At 71.9% G+C, this 21,069-nt stretch carries 16 protein-coding genes; 6 read left to right on the forward strand and 10 right to left on the reverse strand.

The window, feature by feature from the left end; all coding sequences use genetic code 11:
- Positions 1-50: 50 nt before the first annotated feature.
- The 7 genes from ACF1AL_RS07185 to ACF1AL_RS07215 all read right to left on the reverse strand — a co-directional run bounded on the left by ACF1AL_RS07185 (position 51) and on the right by ACF1AL_RS07215 (position 9,342).
- Positions 51-1,256 carry an acyl-CoA dehydrogenase family protein gene (locus ACF1AL_RS07185; RefSeq protein WP_384205938.1) on the reverse strand — a complete coding sequence of 402 codons (1,206 nt, stop codon included), beginning with the start codon at positions 1,254-1,256 and terminating at the stop codon, positions 51-53.
- Between the two features lie 2 nt (positions 1,257-1,258).
- Positions 1,259-1,771 (reverse strand): MaoC family dehydratase, encoded by a 513-nt coding sequence (locus ACF1AL_RS07190; RefSeq protein ID WP_366836681.1) that lies wholly within the window; start codon positions 1,769-1,771, stop codon positions 1,259-1,261.
- 5 nt (positions 1,772-1,776) lie between these two features.
- Positions 1,777-2,742 carry a CoA ester lyase gene (locus tag ACF1AL_RS07195; protein ID WP_366836682.1) on the reverse strand — a complete coding sequence of 322 codons (966 nt, stop codon included), beginning with the start codon at positions 2,740-2,742 and terminating at the stop codon, positions 1,777-1,779.
- Entirely contained in the window at positions 2,739-4,787 is a 2,049-nt protein-coding gene (locus ACF1AL_RS07200) for a protein meaA (RefSeq protein WP_366836683.1), read from the reverse strand. Before ACF1AL_RS07200 ends, ACF1AL_RS07195 begins: the two co-directional genes overlap by 4 nt.
- Positions 4,788-4,796: 9 nt before the next feature.
- Complete coding sequence (ccrA, locus tag ACF1AL_RS07205; RefSeq protein ID WP_366836844.1) at positions 4,797-6,134, reverse strand: crotonyl-CoA carboxylase/reductase; 1,338 nt, start codon at positions 6,132-6,134, stop codon at positions 4,797-4,799.
- A 444-nt stretch (positions 6,135-6,578) separates the two neighbouring features.
- A complete protein-coding gene (locus ACF1AL_RS07210) occupies positions 6,579-7,391 on the reverse strand; it encodes a TetR family transcriptional regulator (protein ID WP_366836684.1) in 813 nt (270 codons plus the stop codon).
- A 145-nt stretch (positions 7,392-7,536) separates the two neighbouring features.
- Complete coding sequence (locus ACF1AL_RS07215) at positions 7,537-9,342, reverse strand: 3-hydroxyacyl-CoA dehydrogenase family protein (RefSeq protein ID WP_391825501.1); 1,806 nt, start codon at positions 9,340-9,342, stop codon at positions 7,537-7,539.
- Positions 9,343-9,743: 401 nt separating this feature from the next.
- On the opposite strand from ACF1AL_RS07215, the gene ACF1AL_RS07220 reads away from it, so the two are divergent.
- Positions 9,744-10,319, forward strand: coding sequence for an adenylosuccinate lyase (locus ACF1AL_RS07220; protein WP_391695272.1), 576 nt, complete (start codon positions 9,744-9,746; stop codon positions 10,317-10,319).
- A gap of 237 nt (positions 10,320-10,556) precedes the next feature.
- Here ACF1AL_RS07220 and ACF1AL_RS07225 read toward each other — a convergent pair whose 3' ends face one another.
- The 3 genes from ACF1AL_RS07225 to ACF1AL_RS07235 all read right to left on the reverse strand — a co-directional run bounded on the left by ACF1AL_RS07225 (position 10,557) and on the right by ACF1AL_RS07235 (position 13,761).
- Positions 10,557-10,955, reverse strand: a complete 399-nt coding sequence (locus ACF1AL_RS07225; RefSeq protein ID WP_366836687.1) for a RidA family protein — start codon at positions 10,953-10,955, stop codon at positions 10,557-10,559.
- A gap of 57 nt (positions 10,956-11,012) precedes the next feature.
- Positions 11,013-12,581 (reverse strand): alpha/beta hydrolase, encoded by a 1,569-nt coding sequence (locus tag ACF1AL_RS07230; RefSeq protein ID WP_391695275.1) that lies wholly within the window; start codon positions 12,579-12,581, stop codon positions 11,013-11,015.
- Positions 12,582-12,714: 133 nt separating this feature from the next.
- The gene (locus ACF1AL_RS07235; protein WP_391825502.1) at positions 12,715-13,761 is read right to left on the reverse strand and encodes an Rv2578c family radical SAM protein; all 1,047 of its coding nucleotides are present in this window, start codon (positions 13,759-13,761) and stop codon (positions 12,715-12,717) included.
- Between the two features lie 202 nt (positions 13,762-13,963).
- Here ACF1AL_RS07235 and ACF1AL_RS07240 point away from each other — a divergent pair, with 202 nt between their 5' ends.
- The 5 genes from ACF1AL_RS07240 (at position 13,964) to ACF1AL_RS07260 (ending at position 20,879) form a co-directional block, all read left to right on the forward strand.
- Positions 13,964-14,407, forward strand: a complete 444-nt coding sequence (locus tag ACF1AL_RS07240; RefSeq protein ID WP_391825503.1) for an SRPBCC family protein — start codon at positions 13,964-13,966, stop codon at positions 14,405-14,407.
- 161 nt (positions 14,408-14,568) lie between these two features.
- A complete protein-coding gene (locus ACF1AL_RS07245; protein ID WP_391825504.1) occupies positions 14,569-16,971 on the forward strand; it encodes an MFS transporter in 2,403 nt (800 codons plus the stop codon).
- A 159-nt stretch (positions 16,972-17,130) separates the two neighbouring features.
- Positions 17,131-19,590, forward strand: coding sequence for a SpoIIE family protein phosphatase (locus tag ACF1AL_RS07250; RefSeq protein ID WP_391825505.1), 2,460 nt, complete (start codon positions 17,131-17,133; stop codon positions 19,588-19,590).
- A 100-nt stretch (positions 19,591-19,690) separates the two neighbouring features.
- On the forward strand, positions 19,691-20,416 hold the full coding sequence (locus tag ACF1AL_RS07255; RefSeq protein ID WP_391779789.1) for a class I SAM-dependent methyltransferase: 726 nt from the start codon (positions 19,691-19,693) through the stop codon (positions 20,414-20,416).
- A 115-nt stretch (positions 20,417-20,531) separates the two neighbouring features.
- Positions 20,532-20,879: a DoxX family protein gene (locus tag ACF1AL_RS07260; RefSeq protein ID WP_391818723.1), complete on the forward strand. Its 348-nt coding sequence runs from the start codon at positions 20,532-20,534 to the stop codon at positions 20,877-20,879.
- The last annotated feature ends 190 nt before the right edge of the window (positions 20,880-21,069 follow it).

The raw sequence follows: 21,069 nt of genomic DNA on the forward strand, positions 1-21,069 counted from the left end.
CCTACGGGGTGTGATCTTCCTCCCGAAGAAAACACCCCGTACCCGGACATTCAGCCCTGGAACCGATACTCTTCGAGCAGTCTGCGCCCGATGATCATTTTCTGGATCTCGGCGGTACCTTCACCGATGAGCAGCATCGGGGCCTCCCGGTAGAGGCGCTCGATCTCGTACTCCTTGGAGAAGCCGTAGCCGCCGTGGATCCGGAAGGCATCCTCCACGACCTCCTTGCAGTACTCGGAGGCGAGGTACTTCGCCATCCCTGCTTCGAGGTCGTTTCGTTCACCGGAGTCCTTTTTGCGCGCTGCGTTCACCATCATCGCATGCGCGGCCTCCACCTTGGTGGCCATCTCGGCGAGCTTGAACTGGATCGCCTGGTGCTGGGCGATCGGCTTGCCGAAGGTGTGACGCTGCTGGGCGTACTGGACACCCAGCTCGAAGGCGCGCTGGGCGACGCCGCAGCCACGGGCGGCGACGTTGACGCGGCCGACCTCCACACCGTCCATCATTTGGTAAAAACCTCGGCCGGTGACCCCGCCGAGCACCCGGTCGGCCGGCAGCCGCAGACCGTCCATGATCAGCTCGGTGGTGTCGACGCCCTTGTAGCCCATCTTGTCGATCTTGCCCGGGATGGTCAGGCCGGGGCGGACCTCACCGAAGCCGGGCTCCTTCTCGATCAGGAAGGTCGTCATCGACTTGTGCGGGGCGGTGCCCTCGGGGTGTCCTTCGTCACTGCGGACGAGGACGGCCACCAGGGAGGAGGTGCCGCCGTTCGTCAGCCACATCTTCTGGCCGTTGAGGACGTACTCGTCGCCGTCCTTGACCGCCTTGGACGTGATGGCCGACACATCCGAGCCCAGGGCCGGCTCCGACATCGAGAAGGCGCCGCGGATGTCGCCGGCCGCCATCCGCGGAAGGAAGTGCTCCTTCTGCTCCTGCGTGCCGTGCTGCTTGAGCATGTACGCGACGATGAAGTGGGTGTTGATGATGCCGGACACCGACATCCAGCCGCGGGCGATCTCCTCCACGCACAGCGCGTAGGTGAGGAGGGACTCGCCCAGGCCCCCGTACTCCTCGGGGATCATCAGACCGAACAGGCCGAGCTCCTTGAGCCCGTCGACGATCGCTTGCGGGTACTCGTCGCGGTGCTCCAGCTCCGTCGCGACGGGGATGATCTCCTTGTCCACGAAGTCACGGACGGTGGAGAGGATCTCCTGCTGGACGTCCGTGAGGCCGTGGGTCTGGGCGAGACGCGCCATGGCTACTTCTCCTGCTCCTTGAGCTCGGGGCGGCCGGGCTGCTCGCCGCCGCGCTCCTTGATGTACGTCTCGGTCGGGACCATGACCTTGCGGCGGAAGACGCACACCAGGGTGCCGTCCTGCTTGTAGCCCTTGGTCTCGACGTGGACGATGCCGCGGTCGTTCTTCGACTTCGACGGCCACTTGTCCAGCACGGTCGTCTCGCCGTAGATCGTGTCGCCGTGGAAGGTCGGCGCCACGTGCTTGAGCGACTCGATCTCCAGGTTGGCGATCGCCTTGCCGGAGATGTCCGGCACGCTCATGCCGAGCAGCAGGGAGTAGACGTAGTTCCCGACGACGACGTTCTTGCCGAAGTCCGTCGTCTTCTCCGCATAGTTCGTGTCCATGTGGAGCGGGTGGTGGTTCATGGTGAGGAGACAGAACAGGTGGTCGTCGTACTCCGTGACCGTCTTGCCCGGCCAGTGCTTGTACGTCGCGCCGACCTCGAACTCCTCGTAGGTGCGTCCGAACTGCATGGCGCTCAGCCCTCCGGGATCTCGAACTTCGACGTGCGCCGCATGCCGGCGGCGCGTCCCTTGCCCGCGATGACCAGGGCCATCTTGCGGCTGGCCTCGTCGATCATCTCGTCGCCGAGCATCGCCGAGCCCTTCTTGCCGCCCGCCTCGGACGTGTAGTACTCGTACGCGTCCAGGATCAGCTCGGCGTGGTCGTAGTCCTCCTGCGAGGGCGAGAAGACCTCGTTGGCGGCGTCGACCTGGCCGGGGTGCAGCACCCACTTGCCGTCGAAGCCGAGCGCCGCGGCGCGGCCGGCGACCTCGCGGAAGCCGTCGACGTTGCGGATCTGCAGGTAGGGGCCGTCGATCGCCTGGAGGTCGTTGGCGCGGGCGGCCATCAGGATCTTCATCAGGATGTAGTGGTAGGCGTCCGCCGGGTAGCCGGGCGGCTGCTCGCCCACGACGAGCGACTTCATGTTGATCGACGCCATGAAGTCGGCCGGGCCGAAGATGATCGTCTCGATGCGCGGGGAGGCCTGCGCGATCGCGTTGACGTTGTTGAGGCCCTGCGCGTTCTCGATCTGCGCCTCGATGCCGATCCGGCCGACCTCGAAGCCCATGGTCTTCTCGATCTGCGTCAGCAGCAGGTCCAGCGCGACGATCTGCTCGGCACTCTGCACCTTCGGCAGCATGATGCAGTCGAGGTTCTGCCCGGCGCCCTCGACCACCGTCACGACGTCCCGGTACGTCCACTCGGTCGTCCAGTCGTTGACGCGGACCACGCGGGTCTTGCCCGTCCAGTCACCCTCGTTGAGGAACTTGACGATGGTGTGCCGCGCCTCCGGCTTGGCGAGCGGCGCGCAGGCGTCCTCCAGGTCCAGGAACACCTGGTCCGCCGGGAGGCCCTGGGCCTTCTCCAGGAAGCGCGGGTTCGAGCCCGGCACCGCCAGGCAGGAACGCCGCGGGCGAAGGCGGTTGACAGGCGTGGTCATGCGGGGACCTCCAGGGGGTCGAGCTTGTTCGCTGTCCGGATCTCGTCGACGATGCGGCCGATGATTCCGGTGATGTCGAAGTCCTTCGGGGTGAAGACGGCGGCCACTCCGGCGGCCCGCAGCTGTTCGGCGTCACCGCTGGGGATGATGCCACCTGCGATCACCGGGATGTCTGTGGCACCGGCCACACGCAGCCGCTCCAGCACGTCCGGCACCAGCTGCGCGTGCGAGCCGGAGAGGATCGACAGGCCCACCGCGTGCACGTCCTCGGCCAGGGCCGCGTCCACGATCTGCTCCGGGGTGAGCCGGATGCCCTGGTAGACCACCTCGAACCCGGCGTCGCGGGCCCGCACGGCGATCTGCTCAGCACCGTTGGAGTGCCCGTCCAGGCCCGGCTTGCCGACCAGGAAGCGCAGCTTGCCCACGCCGAGGTCCTGGGCCGTCAGCTCCACCTTGCGGCGCACCTCGGCCAGCTTGGAGCCCGCCTCCGCCGGCACGGCCACCGGCGCGGAGGAGACGCCCGTGGGCGCCCGGAACTCGCCGAACACCTCGCGCAGCGCCCCGGCCCACTCGCCGGTCGTCACACCGGCGCGGGCGCACTCCAGGGTGGCCTCCATGAGGTTGTCGGTGCCGCGCGCGGCCTCCTTCAGCTTCTCCAGCGCCTTGCAGGGGCGCGGGTGGTTGAAGGGCGGCTGGTAGCGGGTGTCGCGCCAGTGCTGCAGGGCCTTGACCACCCGGGCCTCGACGGCCGGGTCGACCGTCTGGATCGCGGTGTCGAGGTCGGCGGTGAGCGGGTTGGGCTCGGTCGACTCGAAGATGTTGACGCCGACGATCTTCTCCTGCCCGGACTCGATCCGGGCGCGGCGCTCGGCGTGCGAGGCGACCAGCTGCGACTTCAGGTAGCCGGACTCGACGGCGGCCATCGCGCCGCCCATCTCCTGGATCCGCTCGATCTCCGCGAGGGAGGCCTCGACCAGCTCCTCGACCTTGGCCTCGATCACCTTCGAGCCCTCGAAGATGTCGTCGTACTCCAGCAGGTCGCTCTCGTAGGCGAGGACCTGCTGGATGCGCAGGGACCACTGCTGGTCCCAGGGCCGGGGCAGGCCGAGCGCCTCGTTCCAGGCCGGCAGCTGCACGGCACGGGCGCGGGCGTCCTTGGAGAGGGTGACGGCCAGCATCTCCAGCACGATCCGCTGGACGTTGTTCTCCGGCTGCGCCTCGGTCAGGCCGAGGGAGTTGACCTGGACGCCGTAGCGGAAGCGGCGCTGCTTGGGGTTCTCGATGCCGTACCGCTCGCGTGTGATCTTGTCCCAGATGCGGCCGAAGGCGCGCATCTTGCACATCTCCTCGACGAAGCGGACGCCCGCGTTGACGAAGAAGGAGATCCGGGCGACCACGTCGCCCATGCGCTCCTCGGGCACCTGACCCGAGGCGCGCACGGCGTCGAGGACGGCGATCGCGGTGGACATCGCGTACGCGATCTCCTGCACCGGCGTGGCCCCGGCCTCCTGCAGGTGGTAGCTGCAGATGTTGATCGGGTTCCACTTCGGGATGTGGGAGACCGTGTACGCGATCATGTCCGTCGTCAGGCGGAGGCTCGGCCCCGGCGGGAAGACGTGCGTCCCGCGGGAGAGGTACTCCTTGACGATGTCGTTCTGGGTCGTGCCCTGGAGCTTGGTGATGTCCGCGCCCTGCTCCTCGGCGACGACCTGGTAGAGCGCCAGCAGCCACATGGCGGTGGCGTTGATCGTCATCGAGGTGTTCATCTGCTCCAGGGGGATGTCCTGGAACAGCCGGCGCATGTCACCGAGGTGCGCGACGGGCACGCCCACCCGGCCGACCTCGCCGCGGGCGAGGATGTGGTCGGGGTCGTAGCCGGTCTGCGTCGGCAGGTCGAACGCCACCGACAGACCGGTCTGGCCCTTGGCGAGGTTGCGCCGGTACAGCTCGTTGGACGCCTCGGCCGTGGAGTGGCCGGCATAGGTCCGCATGAGCCACGGACGGTCCTTGTCCCTCCGGGTCTCCGAAGGCTGACGCTCTGTCATCTGCGGCTCTCAGACGTTGCGGAAGCGGTTGATGGCGTCGATGTGCTTCGCGCGCATCTCCTCGTCGCGCACGCCGAGACCCTCCTCGGGCGCCAGGCACAGCACGCCGACCTTGCCCTGGTGGAGGTTGCGGTGGACGTCGTACGCCGCCTGGCCGGTCTCCTCCAGGGAGTACGTCTTCGACAGGGTCGGGTGGATCTTGCCCTTGGCGATCAGGCGGTTGGCCTCGTACGCCTCGCGGTAGTTGGCGAAGTGCGAGCCGATGATCCGCTTCAGCGACATCCACAGGTAGCGGTTGTCGTACTCGTGCATGTAGCCCGAGGTGGAGGCGCAGGTGGTGATGGTGCCGCCCTTGCGGGTGACGTACACGCTCGCGCCGAAGGTCTCGCGGCCGGGGTGCTCGAAGACGATGTCGATGTCCTCGCCGCCGGTGAGCTCGCGGATGCGCTTGCCGAAGCGCTTCCACTCCTTGGGGTCCTGGGTGTGCTCGTCCTTCCAGAACCTGTAGCCCTCGGCGTTGCGGTCGATGACGTGCTCGGCGCCCATCTTGCGGCAGATCTCGGCCTTCTCCGGGGAGGAGACGACACAGATCGGGGTGGCGCCGCCGGCCAGGGCGAACTGGGTGGCGTAGGAGCCGAGGCCGCCGGAGGCGCCCCAGATCAGGACGTTGTCGCCCTGCTTCATCGCGGCGCCGTTGCGGGAGACCAGCTGGCGGTAGGCGGTGGAGTTGACCAGGCCGGGAGCGGCGGCCTCCTCCCACGTCAGGTGCTTGGGCTTGGGCATGAGCTGGTTGGTCTTCACCAGCGCGATCTCGGCGAGGCCGCCGAAGTTGGTCTCGAAGCCCCAGATGCGCTGCTCGGGGTCGAGCATGGTGTCGTCGTGGCCGTCGGGGGACTCCAGCTCCACGCTCAGGCAGTGCGCGACGACCTCGTCGCCCGGCTGCCAGGCGTTGACGCCCGGGCCGGTGCGCAGGACGACGCCCGCGAGGTCGGAGCCGATGATGTGGTACGGCAGGTCGTGCCGCTTGGTCAGCGGGGACAGCTTGCCGTAGCGCTCCAGGAACGCGAAGGTCGACACCGGCTCGAAGATCGAGGTCCACACGGAGTTGTAGTTGACCGAGGAGGCCATGACGGCCACCAGGGCCTCGCCCGGGCCCAGCTCGGGCACGGGCACCTCGTCCAGGTGGATCGACTTGCGCGGGTCCTTGTCGCGGGTCTGAAGGCCCGCGAACATCTCGACCTCGTCCTTGTGGACGGTGATCGCCCGGTACGACTCCGGGAGCTGCAGGTTGGCGAAGTCGGCCGAGGTGCTCTCGGGCGACTGGATCGCGGCCAGGATGTCCTTCACGGTCACGGTGTTGCCTCCGGCGATGAGCGCCCTGAGGGAGGGGCGCTGAGGGTTACGTCGGTGCTGCTGAGGGGTGTGAGGGTGTGCCGTCGGTTCGGCGGGGTGGTGCTTCGGCAGCGCTTTGTGGCGCGGGAGGGTGCCTGTGACGCAGGCGTCCGGGCGCGCAGGCCTGCAGGCTTGCGGGGACAGCCGACGCACGGAGGTTCGCTGCGCGCCGGCCGCCCGGAACACTCTCAACGTATGGCACAGCGTGTCAGGTGACAAGGCACTGAGTGCCAGAACTTGCTCTCAGATGAAATCTTTACGTAACAAATGAGCGATGATCGATCGAATGCCACTGGAGAGCCGGTCGAAAACGGCTCCTGACACGCCAAAACGGCCACCCTTGCGGGTGGCCGTTGTCACAGAGGCGCTGTGAGGCGCGCCGCGGGACGCGCGCGGGAATCAGCGCTCCTTGAGCGCCTGCTCGATGGTCCGCATGACCTCCTCCAGCGGCGCGTCGGTGCGCGCGACCGTCACCAGCACCTCGCCCTGCGCGGACGCCGTCGCGGCGGCCGGGGGCTTCGGGGCCGCCGTGCGGCCCGCCATGATCCCGGTGCCGAACGTCTTGCGGACGATCGCGAAGGCGTGGTCCAGCTGCGCCTCCACATCGCCCTGGCCGCCGGCCCGCAGCCAGCGCCGCAGCACGTGGTTGTGCGCGGTGACCACCGCCGAGGCGGCCACCTCGGCCAGCAGCGGGTCGTCGTTGGCGTCGTCGTCGTGCGCGTGCTCGTCGAAGTGGCCGAGCAGATAGCGCGTGAACAGGCGCTCGTAGCGGGCCACCGAGGCGATCTCCGCCTCGCGCAGGGTGGGCACCTCGCGCGTCAGCTTGTAGCGGGCCACCGAGATCTCCGGGCGGGCCGCGTACATCTTCATGACTTCCTTGATGCCGCGGCACACCGTGTCCAGCGGGTGCTCGTGCGCGGGGGCCGCGTTGAGCACCGCCTCGGCGCGGATCAGGGTGTCGTCGTGGTCGGGGAAGATCGCCTCTTCCTTGGAGCGGAAGTGGCGGAAGAAGGTGCGGCGCGCGACGCCGGCCGCGGCGGCGATCTCGTCGACGGTGGTCGCCTCGTACCCCTTGGTCGCGAAGAGCTCCATCGCGGCGGCCGCCAGTTCCCGGCGCATTTTCAGCCGTTGAGCGGCCGCGCGGGAGCCCGCGGCGGTTTCCGGCGCGTCGGGCGTGCCTGGTGTACGTGAGGACTTGGCGGGCTGGGACATGACCCGAACGTACTGCATGGGCGCGGCTTGCTGCGCAGGTCCGCGGCTTCCCGGGCCCCCGAAGGGCGGGAGCGGGGCGGCCGGATCGAGCAGGCCGCCCCAGTCCGCGCGGTCCGCGGCCCCGCGCAGCGCGTCGCCGGATCCCTCAGCGGCGGGCATATTCGCGGAAGCCGCGGCCCGTCTTGCGGCCGAGGCAGCCCGCGGCCACCAGGTGCTCCAGCAGTGGCGCCGGGGCCAGGCCGGGGTCGCGGAACTCGCGGTGCAGGACCTTCTCGATGGCCAGCGAGACGTCCAGCCCGACCACGTCCAGCAGCTCGAACGGGCCCATCGGGTAGCCGCCGCCCAGCTTCATCGCCGCGTCGATGTCGTCCAGCGTCGCGTAGTGCTCCTGGACCATCTTGATCGCGTTGTTCAGGTACGGGAAGAGCAGCGCGTTGACGATGAAACCGGCCCGGTCGCCGCAGTCCACGGCGTGCTTCTTGATCCGGCCGCACACCTCGCGGACCGTCGCGTGGACGTCGTCGGCGGTCAGCACCGTGCGGACGACCTCCACCAGCTTCATCGCCGGCGCCGGGTTGAAGAAGTGCATGCCGATCACGTCCTGGGGACGCGAGGTGGCGCGGGCGCAGGCCACGACGGGCAGTGAGGAGGTGGTCGTCGCCAGGACCGCGCCCGGCTTGCAGACCTTGTCCAGCGTCCCGAACAGCTGCCGCTTGACCTCCAGGTCCTCCGCGACCGCCTCGACGGCCAGGTCGACGTCGGCGAACGCGTCGTAGGAGCCCGCCGGGGTGATCCGCTCCAGCGTCTGCGCGGCGCTCTCGGCAGTCATCCGGCCCTTGTCGACGGAGCGCGCGAGCGACTTGCCGATCCGGGCCTTCGCCGCCTGCGCCTTCTCCTCGCTGCGCGCGGCGAGCACCACGTCGTAGCCGGCCTTGGCGAAGACCTCGGCGATGCCGGAGGCCATGGTGCCCGAGCCCGCGACACCGACCGAGCGCACCGTGCGGCCGGCGGTCAGGCCGCCGCCCTCCAGCGGGGTCAGCGCGTCCCGCACGACGGTGCCGCTGCCGGGCGCCTCGTAGGTGTAGAAGCCGCGGCCCGCCTTGCGGCCCGTCAGACCCGCCTCGCTGAGCTGCTTCAGGATCGGCGCCGGGGCGTGCAGCCGGTCCCGGGACTCGGCGTACATGGCGTCCAGGACCGTGCGCGCGGTGTCGATGCCGATCAGGTCGAGCAGGGCGAGCGGGCCCATCGGCAGACCGCAGCCGAGCCGCATCGCCGCGTCGATGTCCTCGCGGGAGGCGTACTTCGCCTCGTACATCGCGGCGGCCTGGTTCAGGTAGCCGAACAGCAGCCCGTCCGCGACGAACCCGGGGCGGTCGCCGACCGCGACCGGCTCCTTGCCCAGCTCCACGGCCAGGTCGGTGACCGCGGTGACGGCCTGCGGCGCGGTCAGCACGCTGGAGACCACCTCGACCAGCTTCATGGCCGGCGCCGGGTTGAAGAAGTGCAGGCCCAGCACCCGCTCCGGGCGGGCGGAGTCGGCCGCGAGCCTCGTCACCGACAGGGCGTTGGTGCCGGTCGCGAGGATGGTCTCGGGACGCACGATCCCGTCCAGCTCACGGAAGATCTGGTGCTTGACCTCGTACGACTCCGGCGCGACCTCGATCACCAGATCGGCGTCGGCGGCGGCGGTCAGCTCGGTGGCGGTCCGCAGGCGCGCCAGGGCGTCGGCGCGCTCCTGCTCGGTCAGCCGGCCGCGCTCGACGGCACGGGCGGTGGAAACCTCCAGCGCGGCGACGCACTGCGCCACCTGGGCCTCGCTGATGTCGATACCGGTCACCTCGCGGCCGGCGCGGAGCAGGACCTCGGTGATGCCGGTGCCCATGGTGCCGAGACCGACCACGGCGATCTTGCGCGGGGCGGAGGGAGAGCTGGGGGACAGGGGAGTGGCCATCGCGGGACTCCAGAATGAGGGTGACGACGAAGGAGCGCGCCCGGGTGCGCCGAGGGGCGCACCGGGTGCGTGCAGGAGTGCGGGTGTGGCCGGGCTGCGAGCGCACACGCCCGGTGCCGTCGCCGTGGGGCGTGCACACGCCCGGCGAACGGCGGGAGATCGACCGGCCCTGTCCCGAGGCCGGGTCGCACTGCGGTACGTGAGGTACCGAACCGACTGCTCCCGCTGCCGCACGGCAAGGGAGCCGATCCCACATGGCGGCCGCGTCACCAAACCGCCACGAGGGGGTGCGAGTGGGTAACTCGCTCGTCTGAGCTTAACCGCCGGGTAACGAGCGCGCCAGCCCCCCGACTTTGTGATGTAGGTCCCTCCCCGGTACCGGCCCGCCTACTCTTGGGGAGATGGACGAAGAGTTGCGATCGCTCACGGAGCGCTTACGGCGGGAGTCGGGGGGCGGTCCGGAGTTCGAGCGGCTGCTCACCACCGAGGACGGCGATGTGCTCGCCGGGGTGCTCACCGCGCCCGGGCAGCCCCTGTGGGCCCGCGAACTGGCCGCGTTCCGCCTGGGCCGGGCCGGCGACCGCCGGGCCTTCGAATCCCTCGTGCTGCTCCTCAACCACCGCGACCCCGAGCGCTGCGCGTCCGCCGCGCACGCCCTGGCCCGCCTCGGCGACCCGCGCACCGCCCGCGCTGCGGCCGCCCTCGCCACCAACGAACTGCGCGTCGCCTACGCCCTGCACCCCGTGCGTCTGCTGGTCGCGCTGCGCGCCCCCGAGTCGGTCCCCGCCCTGATCACCACCCTGCGGCGCCGCCTGCACCCCCACGACCCCTATCGGCGGGTCGCCCTGGCCTGCGTGGAGGGGCTGGGCACCCTGGGCGACGACCGCGCCCGCGACGTCCTCACCGAGGCCCTCGCCCACCCGGCCCTCGCCGAGGCGGCCGTCCACGCCCTGGGCCGCATCCCGCAACAGCGCTGAACGGCGTCCGCCGGAGGGCAGCGGGGTGGCGGCCGATGGGCTGCAGGGTGTCGGCCGGAGGGCTGCGGGGCGTCCGCCGCAGAACTGCACGGTGTCGGCCGGAGGGCTGTACCGCGTCCGCCGGAGAGCTGCACGGCGTCGGCCGGAGAGCTGCACGGCGTCCCGACGGCGAAAGGCGCACCGGCCGGGGTCCGCCGGCCCGAGCGGCGCGGTGCCGCCGTGCGAGGGGTGCGCCGGTCACTCCGGCAGGACGGCGAACGCCTCGATCTCCATCAGGAACTCGGGGCGCACCAGCGCCGCCACCTGGACCGCGGAGGCCGCCGGGAGGCGGTCGTCCGGCAGGTGCGCGGCGCGGGCCGCGCGGATCGCCGGCATGTGGGCCATGTCCGTGACGAAGTAGGTCAGCTTGACGACGTCGTCGAACGTCGCGCCGGCGGCGGACAGGCACCGGCCGAGGTTGGTGAAGACCTGGCGGGCCTGCGCGGCCGGGTCGCCCTCGCCCACCACGGTGCCGTCCTCGGCCAGCGGGAGCTGTCCCGCGACGGCGACGAGGCGTCCGGTGCCGATGACGACATGGCTGTACTGGGCGGCGGGCGCGACGCCGTCGGGGGCGGCGATCCTGGTCGGCTCACTCATGCGTCCATCATGGAGCACGGGTGTGACACCGGCCGTCCCCGACGGGACGTCAGTTCCTCATCCCCGGAAGCCCAGCAGCCCGTGCAGTGCCGAGCCCCGCGAACCGCTGGAGGCCTCCTTGGTGCCGAGCGGCTTCGGGTCGGGCAGCGCGGCGCACACCGCGTCGACCGGCCCGCGGCCGCGCGGCACCGTGCCGTTCGCCAGGTACGCCGACAGATACCGGTCCAGGCACGCGTTGCCGCTGAGCGTGATGCCGTGGTTGCCGCCGCCCTGCTCGACGACCAGGCTGGAGCGGGCCAGCAGCCGGTGCACGGTCGCGCCGCCCCGGTAGGGGGTCGCCGCGTCGTTCGTCGCCTGGAACAGCAGCACCGGCGGCAGCTCGGCGTTGGCCACGTGCACCGGGCGCCGGGCGGTCGCCGGCCAGAACGCGCACGGCGCGTTGTACCAGGCGTTGTTCCAGGCCATGAACGGGGCCTTCTCGTACACCGCCCAGTTGTCCTTGCGCCACTGCCGCCAGTCGCGCGGCCAGGAGGCGTCCCGGCACTGCACGGCGGTGTAGACGCTGTAGCCGTTGTCGCCGGAGGCGTCGACCGCGCCGAAGTTCTCGTACGCCTCCACCAGCGGCGCGGTGTCCTTCTTGGTGGCGTACGCCGCGAACGCCTCGGCGAGGTAGGGCCAGTAGCCGTTGTAGTAGCCGCCGGGGATGAAGGTGTCCTCCAGCTCGGACGCGCCCACCTTGCCCCCGGCCGGCTTCTTCGCGAGCGCCGCCCGCATCGCGTACCACTTCGCCTCGACCCGGGCCGGGTCGGTGCCCAGGTGGTAGGTGGCGTCGTACTTCGCGATCCAGGCCATCAGCGCGCGGTGGCGGTCGTTGAAGGCGAGGTCCTGGGTGAGGTTGTCGTCGTACCAGACACCCGTGGGGTCGACGATGGAGTCCAGCACCAGGCGGCGCACCCGCTCCGGGTGGAGCTTGGCGTAGACCGCGCCGAGGTAGGTGCCGTAGGAGTAGCCGAAGTAGTTCAGCTTCGGCGCGCCGAGGGCGCGGCGGATCGCGTCCATGTCGCGCACGGCGCTGACGGTGTCCATGTACGGCAGCAGGTCGGCGTACGTGCGGCCGCAGGCCGCGGCGAAGGACGTGGCGCGCCGCAGGTTGGCCTGCTCCAGGGCGCCGGTCGCCGGGACCGAGTCGGGGCGCACGGGGGCGAACTGGCCCGGCTTGCAGTCCAGGGCGGGGCTCGACCTGCCGACGCCGCGCGGGTCGAAGCCGATGACGTCGTACTGCGCGGCCACCGACTTGGGCAGCGAGGAGGCGACGAAGCCGGCGAGGGTGAGCCCGCTGCCGCCGGGGCCGCCGGGGTTGACCAGGAGGGGGCCCTGGTAGGACGGGGCGGTGTGCGGGACGCGGGACAGGGCCAGGGTGATCTGGCGGCCGTCCGGCCTTGCGTGGTCGAGCGGCACCTTCAGGGACGCGCACTGCAGCGTCGGATAGTCGGTGGTGCCGCAGGTCTTCCAGGTCAGGTGCGCGGCGGGGGCGGGCGCCGCGGCACCGGCCTGCGCGGGGGCGGCCGAGAGGGTTCCGGCCAGCACCGCGACGGCGCCGCACAGCGCGGCTGCGCGTTTGCTCATCGAGCCTCCCAGGGCGGAGGGGGCGGACCGCGAGTGTCACGGTCCACGCCGCATCGTCCCGGAAAGCGACCCTGGAAGAACGCGTTCTGGCCATACTTGACCCAATTGGGCCGAGGGATGCCCTCGAACGCTCTCAGATGAACGAAAGCTGGGTCGGTTCGGTCGTGGTCGGGGTCTCCCGCTGCTCCGCCGGGCGGATCCTGCGGGGCAGGCCCGGACCGGCCGGTCCGATGCCGTACTCCTGGGCCAGCTCGTGCACCTGACGGGTGATCCGGCGCTGGTACCACTTCGGGGCGTACGCGCCCGCCGCGTACAGCCGCTCGTAGCGCCCCACCAGGTGCGGGTGGTGCTGCCCCAGCCAGGCCATGAACCACTCCCGGGCGCCGGGCCGCAGATGCAGCGTCAGGGGCGTGACCGAGGTCGCCCCGGCGGCCGCGATCGCCCGCACGGTGGCCCGCAGCTGCTCGGGCCGGTCACCGAGGAAGGGGATCACCGGCGCCATCAGCACCCCGCACCCGATCCCGTGCTCGGCCAGCGTCCGCACGACCTCCAGCCGCCGCTCGGGCGCCGGTGTGCCCGGCTCCACCGTCCGCCACAGCTCGGGGTCGATGAAGCCGACCGAGACGGAGATGCCGACGTCGGTCACCCGCGCCGCCTGGGTGAGCAGCTCCAGATCGCGCAGGATCAGCGTGCCCTTGGTCAGGATCGAGAACGGGTTCGCCCGGTCGCGCAGCGCGGCGATGATCCCCGGCATCAGCCGGTAGCGGCCCTCGGCGCGCTGGTAGCAGTCGACGTTCGTGCCCATCGCGATGTGCTCGCCCTGCCAGCGGCGCGAGGCCAGCTGGTGGCGCAGCAGCTCCGGCGCGTTCACCTTCACCACGATCTGGGTGTCGAAACCGATGCCGGTGTCCAGGTCGAGGTAGCTGTGCGTCTTGCGGGCGAAGCAGTACACGCACGCGTGCGTGCAGCCGCGATAGGGGTTCACCGTCCATTCGAACGGCATCCGGGAGGCGCCGGGGACCCGGTTGATGATCGAGCGGGCCCGGATCTCGTGGAACGTGATCCCGCGGAACTCCGGCGTGTCGAACGTGCGCCGGACGACCGCGTCGGCGCCGAACAGCGCGGGGTCGTCGGCCCGGCTGTGCTCGCCGGAGTCCACGGTGAGGTTCTCCCAGCGCATGACGCCTCCTCGGTAGCTCGGGCGAAGGGCTCGGTGGCTCTGCCCGACACAATAGAACATGTGTTCCCATGATCGTGCGAGCGTCACCCCCGGTCACCCGTGAACCCCCGATCGATCGCTTCCGCCACCCCGATTTGGGCCCCCGCCCGGCGGGGTGGTTGGCTTGGCCCAACCCCCGAAACATGAGGTCCTGGAGGGATCGATGGCGCAGGTCGAGGCCACTACCGAGCGGGTCGTCGCGGCGGACCCGGAGAAGGTGTTCGACACCCTCGCCGACTACAGCGGCGCGCGCGAGAGGCTGCTGCCCGAGCACTTCAGCGAGTACGAGGTGCGCGAGGGCGGCGACGGCGAGGGCACCCTCGTCCACTGGAAGCTCCAGGCCACCAGCAAGCGCATCCGCGACTGCCTGATGGAGGTCACCGAGCCCACCGACGGGCAGCTGGTGGAGAAGGACCGCAACTCCTCCATGGTCACCACCTGGACCGTCACCCCGGCCGGCGAGGGCCGCTCCCGGGCCGTCGTCACCACCACCTGGAAGGGCGCCGGCGGCATCGGCGGCTTCTTCGAGAAGACCTTCGCGCCCAAGGGGCTCGCCCGGATCTACGACGCGATGCTCGCCAAGCTCGCCGCCGAGGTCGAGAAGTGACAAGTCCCCCGTGACCCGCCGGGGTTGACCTCCGGTTGACTGACTCACCGGTTCGAGTGGATCTCCGTTCGACGCCCCGGTTCGCCGTAACTCGTCGCGCCTGCCCGTAGTTGTCGCCCTACGCGGGAATTGTGCAAAAGGCGCGACGAGGGGAGCGGCACGTGGGCGGGATCACCCTGACGCAGGAGGAGCTGCGGGAGGAGCCGGCCACGGCACCCCCCGGGCCTCCCGCCCTCGAGCCCGGCACCCCCGCCGGGCTCACCCCCCGCCGGGTCCGCCTGGTCTTCGTCGGGCTGATGCTCGCGCTGCTGCTCGCCGCGCTGGAGCAGATGATCGTCGCCACGGCCCTGCCGAAGATCGTCGGCGAGCTGCACGGCCTGGACAAGATGTCCTGGGCGATCACCGCCTACCTGCTCACCTCCACCGTCGGCCTGCCCGTCTACGGCAAGCTCGGCGACCTGCTCGGCCGCAAGGGCGTCTTCCAGTTCGCGATCGTCGTCTTCGTCATCGGCTCCGCGCTCGCCGGCCGGGCGCAGAGCATGGACCAGCTGATCGCCTTCCGCGCCGTGCAGGGCGTCGGCGCGGGCGGACTGATGATCGGCGTCCAGGCGATCATCGCCGACATCGTGCCGCCGCGGCAGCGCGGCCGGTTCATGGGCCTGATCGGCGCCGCCTTCGGCCTCGCCTCCGTCGCCGGACCGCTGCTCGGCGGCTACTTCACCGACCACCTCTCCTGGCGCTGGTGCTTCTACGTCAACGTGCCCTTCGGCCTGGTCACCCTCGCCGTCGTCGCCGTCGTGCTCAAACTGCCGAGGCCGACCGCCCGGCCCCGCTTCGACGTCCTCGGCACCCTGCTGCTCGCCGCCGCCTCCACCTGCCTGGTGCTGCTCACCAGCTGGGGCGGCACCGAGTACGCCTGGGGCTCGCGCGTCATCGCCGGCCTCGGCGCCGGCGCGCTGGTCGCCGCCGCGCTCTTCCTGCTCGCCGAGCGCCGCGCCGCCGAACCGCTCATCCCGCTGCGGCTGTTCCGCGACTCCGTCTTCAACGTCTCCGCGCTGGTCGGCCTGGTGATCGGCGTCGCCCTGTTCGGCGCCGCCAGCTATCTGCCGACCTTCCTGCAGATGGTCGACGGCGCCTCCGCCACCGAGTCCGGACTGCTGATGCTGCCCATGATGGGCGGCATCGTCGGCGCCTCCGTCATCTCCGGGCAGCTCATCAGCCACACCGGCCGCTACAAGCTCTACCCCGTGCTCGGCGGCGCCCTCTCCGCGCTCGGCATGTGGCTGCTGTCCCGCCTCGAAGTGGACACGCCCCGGCTGCACTACAGCATCTGGATGGCCGTCCTCGGCGCCGGCATCGGCCTGGTGATGCCCGTGCTGGTGCTCGCCGTGCAGAACTCCGTGCGCGCCACCGACCTCGGCACCGCCACCAGCGCCAACAACTACTTCCGGCAGATCGGCGGCAGCGTCGGCGCCGCGATCTTCGGCACCCTCTTCGCCGACCGGCTCACCGACGCCCTCGCCGACCGCCTCCCCGCCCGCGCGGGCGCCGGCCTGCCCGACGCCGAGTCCCTCACCCCGCAGCTCGTCCACCGGCTGCCGCCCGCGCTGCGCGACGCCTACATCCAGGCGTACGCCGACGCCATGCCGCGCATCTTCCTCTACCTGGTGCCGGTCCTCGTCCTCGGCCTGCTCATCGCCTTCTTCCTCAAGGAGAAACCGCTGGTGTCCCACAACGCCCCCGCCCCCGACACGGAGACCGAGCCCCTGCACGCCGCCGTCCCACAGGCCCGCGCCCCCTACGCCGCCGGCATCCCGGTCTGCGGCACGGTGCAGCACCCCGACGGCACCGTCGTGCCGCGCGCCGCGCTCACCCTCATCGACGTCGCCGGGCAGCAGATCGGCCGGGGCGCCAGCGGCGAGGACGGGCGGTACGCGCTGGCCACGCCCGGCTCGGGGGCGTACGTCCTGATCGCCGCCGCCGGCGGGCACCAGCCGCAGGCCGTCTCCGTGACCGTCGGCGAGCGGCCCGTCGAACTCGACGTCGTCCTCGGCGGCGCCGGACGCCTCGCCGGCAGCGTGCTCACCGCCGACGGCTCCCCGGTGCGGGACGCCACCGTCACCCTCACCAACGTGCACGGCGAGGTCGTCGCCACCACCCGCAGCGGCCGCGAGGGCGGCTACGTCATCACCGAACTGGTCGCCGGCGAGTACACCCTCGCCGCCAGCGCCCCCGCCTTCCGCCCGGCCGCCCTGCCGGTCACCGTGCAGGCCTCCCGCGAGACCCGGCAGGACATCGAACTCGCCGGCGGCGCCGTGCTGCGCGGCACCGTGCGCGCCGGCGGCGGACGCCCCGTCGAGGACGCGCGTGTGACGCTGCTCGACGCGGCCGGCAACGTCGTCGACACCCTCACCACCGGCGCCGACGGCACGTTCCGGTTCGTCGACCTGTCGTCCGGGGAGTACACCGTCATCGCCGCCGGCTACCCGCCCGTCGCCACCGTCCTCCAGGTCGCCGGCGGCGGCCGCACCGAGCGGGACCTGCAACTCGGCCACGAGGACTGAGCGCCCGGCCGGCGTCCGCGCGGGCCGGCCGCGGCAATTCCCGTATTGCCGCCCGACGCGGTCCGCGGTCACCGTACCGTGGGGTAGGCGGGCGCAGATCTTGAGGCGCAGCAACCACGGGGACCCACGTGACGTCGAGGGGGAGAAGGGGCCTGGGCCATGGACCATGGCACCGAGACAGGCGTACGCACGGGCCGCACGGCCGGCCAGGACGGCGGGCGGGCCGATCCCGGGCGGATTCCGCTCGCCGTGGTCGTCGTCGACCGCGACGGCCTGGTGTCGCACTGGAGCACCGGCGCGCGGCGGCTGTTCGGCACCACCCGCGAGGACGCCGTGGGCCGGGCGGCGGTCGATCTGCTGCCGGTCTCCGGCGCGCTGCCCGAGGCCCCGCAGGACGCCCCGACGCCGGACGCCTACGGGCCGTACGACGGTTACGACGCGCTCGGGCCGGGCCTGGAGACCTCGCTCGGCGGCCGGAGCGCCTACCCGGCCGCGGGCCGCGCCCGCATCGCCCACCCGGGCCACCAGGACCGGCTCGACATCCTGTGGTGGGCCTACCCGCTGGTCGGACCCGACTCCGCGCGGCTGCTCGTCCTCGCCGCCGACGCGGCCCGGCTGCACGCCGAGCGCGGCTACGACGACGAGCTGATCGAGCGGATCGCGCCCGGCTTCGCCCGCCACACCGAACTGCCCGACGCCGACGGCCTGGCGCGCCGGCTGCCGGACATCCTGCCCAACATGGGCCCCGGTCCCAGCTCCCGCATCGTCGCCCAGGTACTGGAATTGGGTTATCCGGTGCTGGAGTTCAGCCAGTTCGACCGGGTGCCCGTCACCCCCGACTGGGGCGTGCCGCGCCGCGCCGACCGGCGCAAGGCCGCCGCCCCGGCCGCGGTGCGCGCGGTGGCCGCCGTGTCCGTGCCGGCGGGCGCCGAGGAGGACCTGGAGTACGCGGCCGTCCGGGAGCGGCTGGAGTTCCTCAACGAGGTCAGCCGGGGCATCGGCTCCTCCCTCGACCTCGGCGCGACCATCCGCGAGGTCACCAGCGCCGCCGTGCCCCGCTTCGCGGACTTCGCCGGCACCCATCTGCGTGCGGCCGTCCTGGCCGGCGAGGACTTCCCGGACGGGCCGCCGGACGCGCGGACCGTGATGCACCGCGTCTGGGTGGAGCACAACGACGAGCCGGGCCGCTGGGACGACACCGTCCCGGTCGGCGAGACCTTCGCCTTCCCCGAGCACACGCCGTTCTACCGGTGCATGGTCACGGGCGAACCCGTCCTCGTCGAGCGGGTGAGCCCCGAGCTGAGCGAGCGGATCGCCGGCGAGTTCGAAAAGCGCGACCTGCGGCCGCTGATCACCGGACGCTCCCTGCTGATCGTCCCGCTCAAGGCACGCAACGTCGTCCTCGGGTTCATGGTGCTCATGCGCCGCCCCGACCGCCCCGCCTTCGACGCCATGGACCGCACCACCGGCGCCGAACTCGCCGCCCGCGCGGGCCTGGTGCTCGACAACGCCCGCATGTACACCTACCAGGAGAACGTCGCCGAGACCCTCCAGGACAGCATGCTGCCCCAGGTCGCCCCACGCATGGCGGGCTGCGACACCGCCACCCGCTATCTGCCGGGCACCCGCCTCGGCCGGGTCGGCGGCGACTGGTTCGACACCATCAAACTGCCCGGCGCCCGCACCGCCCTCGTCGTCGGCGACGTCATGGGGCACGGCCTCAACTCCGCCGCCATGATGGGCCAGTTGCGGACGGCCGTGCAGACCATGGCCGCGATGGAGGTGCCGCCCGACCGGCTGCTGCGCAACCTCGACGACCTGGCCCGGCGCCTCGGCGAGACCTACCTCGCCACCTGCCTGTACGCCGTGTACGACCCGATCCACGGCGAGCTGAGGATCGCCAACGCCGGGCACATCCCGCCGGTGCTGGTGCGCGCGCAGGACGGCCGCAGCGAGCTGATCGAGCTGCCGACCGGCGCACCCATCGGCATCGGCGGCGTCCCCTTCGAGACCGCCGTGGTGCGCGTGGCGCCCGGCGACCGGCTCGTGCTGTGCACCGACGGACTGGTCGAGGTGCGCGGCGCCGACATCGGCGAGGGGCTGGCCGCGCTGTGCGAGTCCGCCGCCCACCCCGCCGCCTCCATGGACGACGCCTGCGACACCATCATCCGCGCGCTCAACCCGCGCGGCGGGCGCAAGGACGACGTCGCCCTGCTCATGGCCCGGCTCAACGGCATCCCCGCCGACCACATCGCCGAGTGGCGCCTTCGCCGCGACCCGCGCGAGGTGTCCCGCGCCCGCCGGCTGGTGCACGACCAACTGCTGCACTGGGGCCACGAGGACGCGGTGGAGACGGCCCGGCTGCTCGTCAGCGAGGTCGTCACCAACGCCGTACGGCACACCGGCGGGCGGTCGATCGGGCTGCGGCTCGTGCTCGCGGACGCCCTGCTCGTGGAGGTCACCGACGAGGAGGCGGAGCTGCCCGCGCTGCTGGAGGGCGGCCGGCTCCAAGAGCACGGCCGCGGCCTGCGCGTGGTGAGCCGGCTGGCGCGGGAGTGGGGCGCCAGCGCACAGGGCCACGGCAAGACCGTGTGGTTCGAACAGGCGCTGACATCCTGATCCACACGTCGAACATCCGGTGAAAGGCCGCTGCCGCACCCTTGCCCCGCCCCGCGGCGTCGCGATATGTCGATCACGACGCCGATCCTGGGGAGCAGCCATGCACGTCTCGGACAACTACCGCCACGCGTGGGAGAGTTACTGGGAGAAGACCTCCGACGCACCCGGGGAGGCGATCTGGGACGCCGGTGCCGAACTGACCGCCGTCCCGCACACCGAGCTGCTGCTGCCGCACGCCGACGCCTCCCTGCCCGTGGTCGACCTCGGCTGCGGCAACGGCACCCAGACCCGGTACCTCGCCACCCGGTTCGCGCACGCCGTCGGCGTCGACCTCTCGCACGCGGCGATCCGGCACGCGCGGCACATCGGCGAGGGCGACGGCGTGGAGTTCCACCAGCTCGACCTGACCGACGCCGACGCCGTGCGCGCCCTGCACGAGCGCCTCGGTGACTGCAACGTCTACATGCGCGCCGTCCTCCACCAGAGCGAGCCCGAGGCCCGCGCCGCGGTCGCCGCCGCCGTCGCCGCGCTCACCGGCACCCGGGGGCGCGCCTTCGTCGTCGAGCTGACCTCCGGCTCCCGCGAGGTGCTGCGGCGGGCCGCCCAGGGCCCGGACGGGCCGGGACCCAAGCTGAGCCGGGTCTTCGAGCACGGGCTGAAGCCGGCCGACGCGCCGGACGAGGAGATCCCGCGCCTGCTGCGCGCGGCCGGACTGGAGATCCTCGCCGAGGGCGACACCGCGCTCGCGCAGACCGAGAACCTGCCCGACGGCAGCCCCCTGGAGCTGCCCGCGCACTGGTTCGTCCTGGCAGCCGCTCGGGTGTGACGACCGTCACATGGCGGAAGGCTGCTGCTCCGGTCACACCGCCGCCGCCCCGACCGTCAGGCCGGTGACAGCGCAGCACGGCCCGCGCGGCCGTCACCGAAGAGGAGCAGCAGCCATGTCCACCGCCTATGTCGTCGTCACCGTCATCGCAGCCGTCATGGCGGCCTTCTCCGCCGGTTCCGTCTTCCTGCACGCCGAGTGGACCGTGAAGCCGCTGGCCGACTACGGCGTCCCGCGCGCCTGGTGGCCGTGGCTGGGCGCCGCCAAGGCCGCCGGCGCGGCCGGCCTGCTGGTCGGGCTGGCGGTCCCGGTGATCGGCAGGCTCGCCGCGATCGGCCTGGTCCTGTACTTCCTCGGGGCCGTGATCACCGTCGTACGGGCCCGCTGGTTCTCCCACGTGCCCTTCCCGCTGGTGTACGCGGCCCCGGTGGTCGCGTCGCTGGTCCTCGGTGCGGCCGCCTGACGGAGGCGGCGGGGGAGGAGCCGCGGCGCGGCGCCGGCCGGGCGGGGGCCCGCGCACCGGCCGGGGCCCGCGCGCCGGACGGGCCCCGCGCGCTGGCCGGGTGCTTCGCATCGGGCGCGGGCGGTGCGCCGGCCCCTCCGGGGCGTGGGAATCGGCCAAGTCGAGGGTCGGGAAACGGTCGCCCCGCCGG

Source organism: Streptomyces sp. NPDC014801, from assembly GCF_043082085.1.
Lineage (GTDB): Bacteria > Actinomycetota > Actinomycetes > Streptomycetales > Streptomycetaceae > Streptomyces.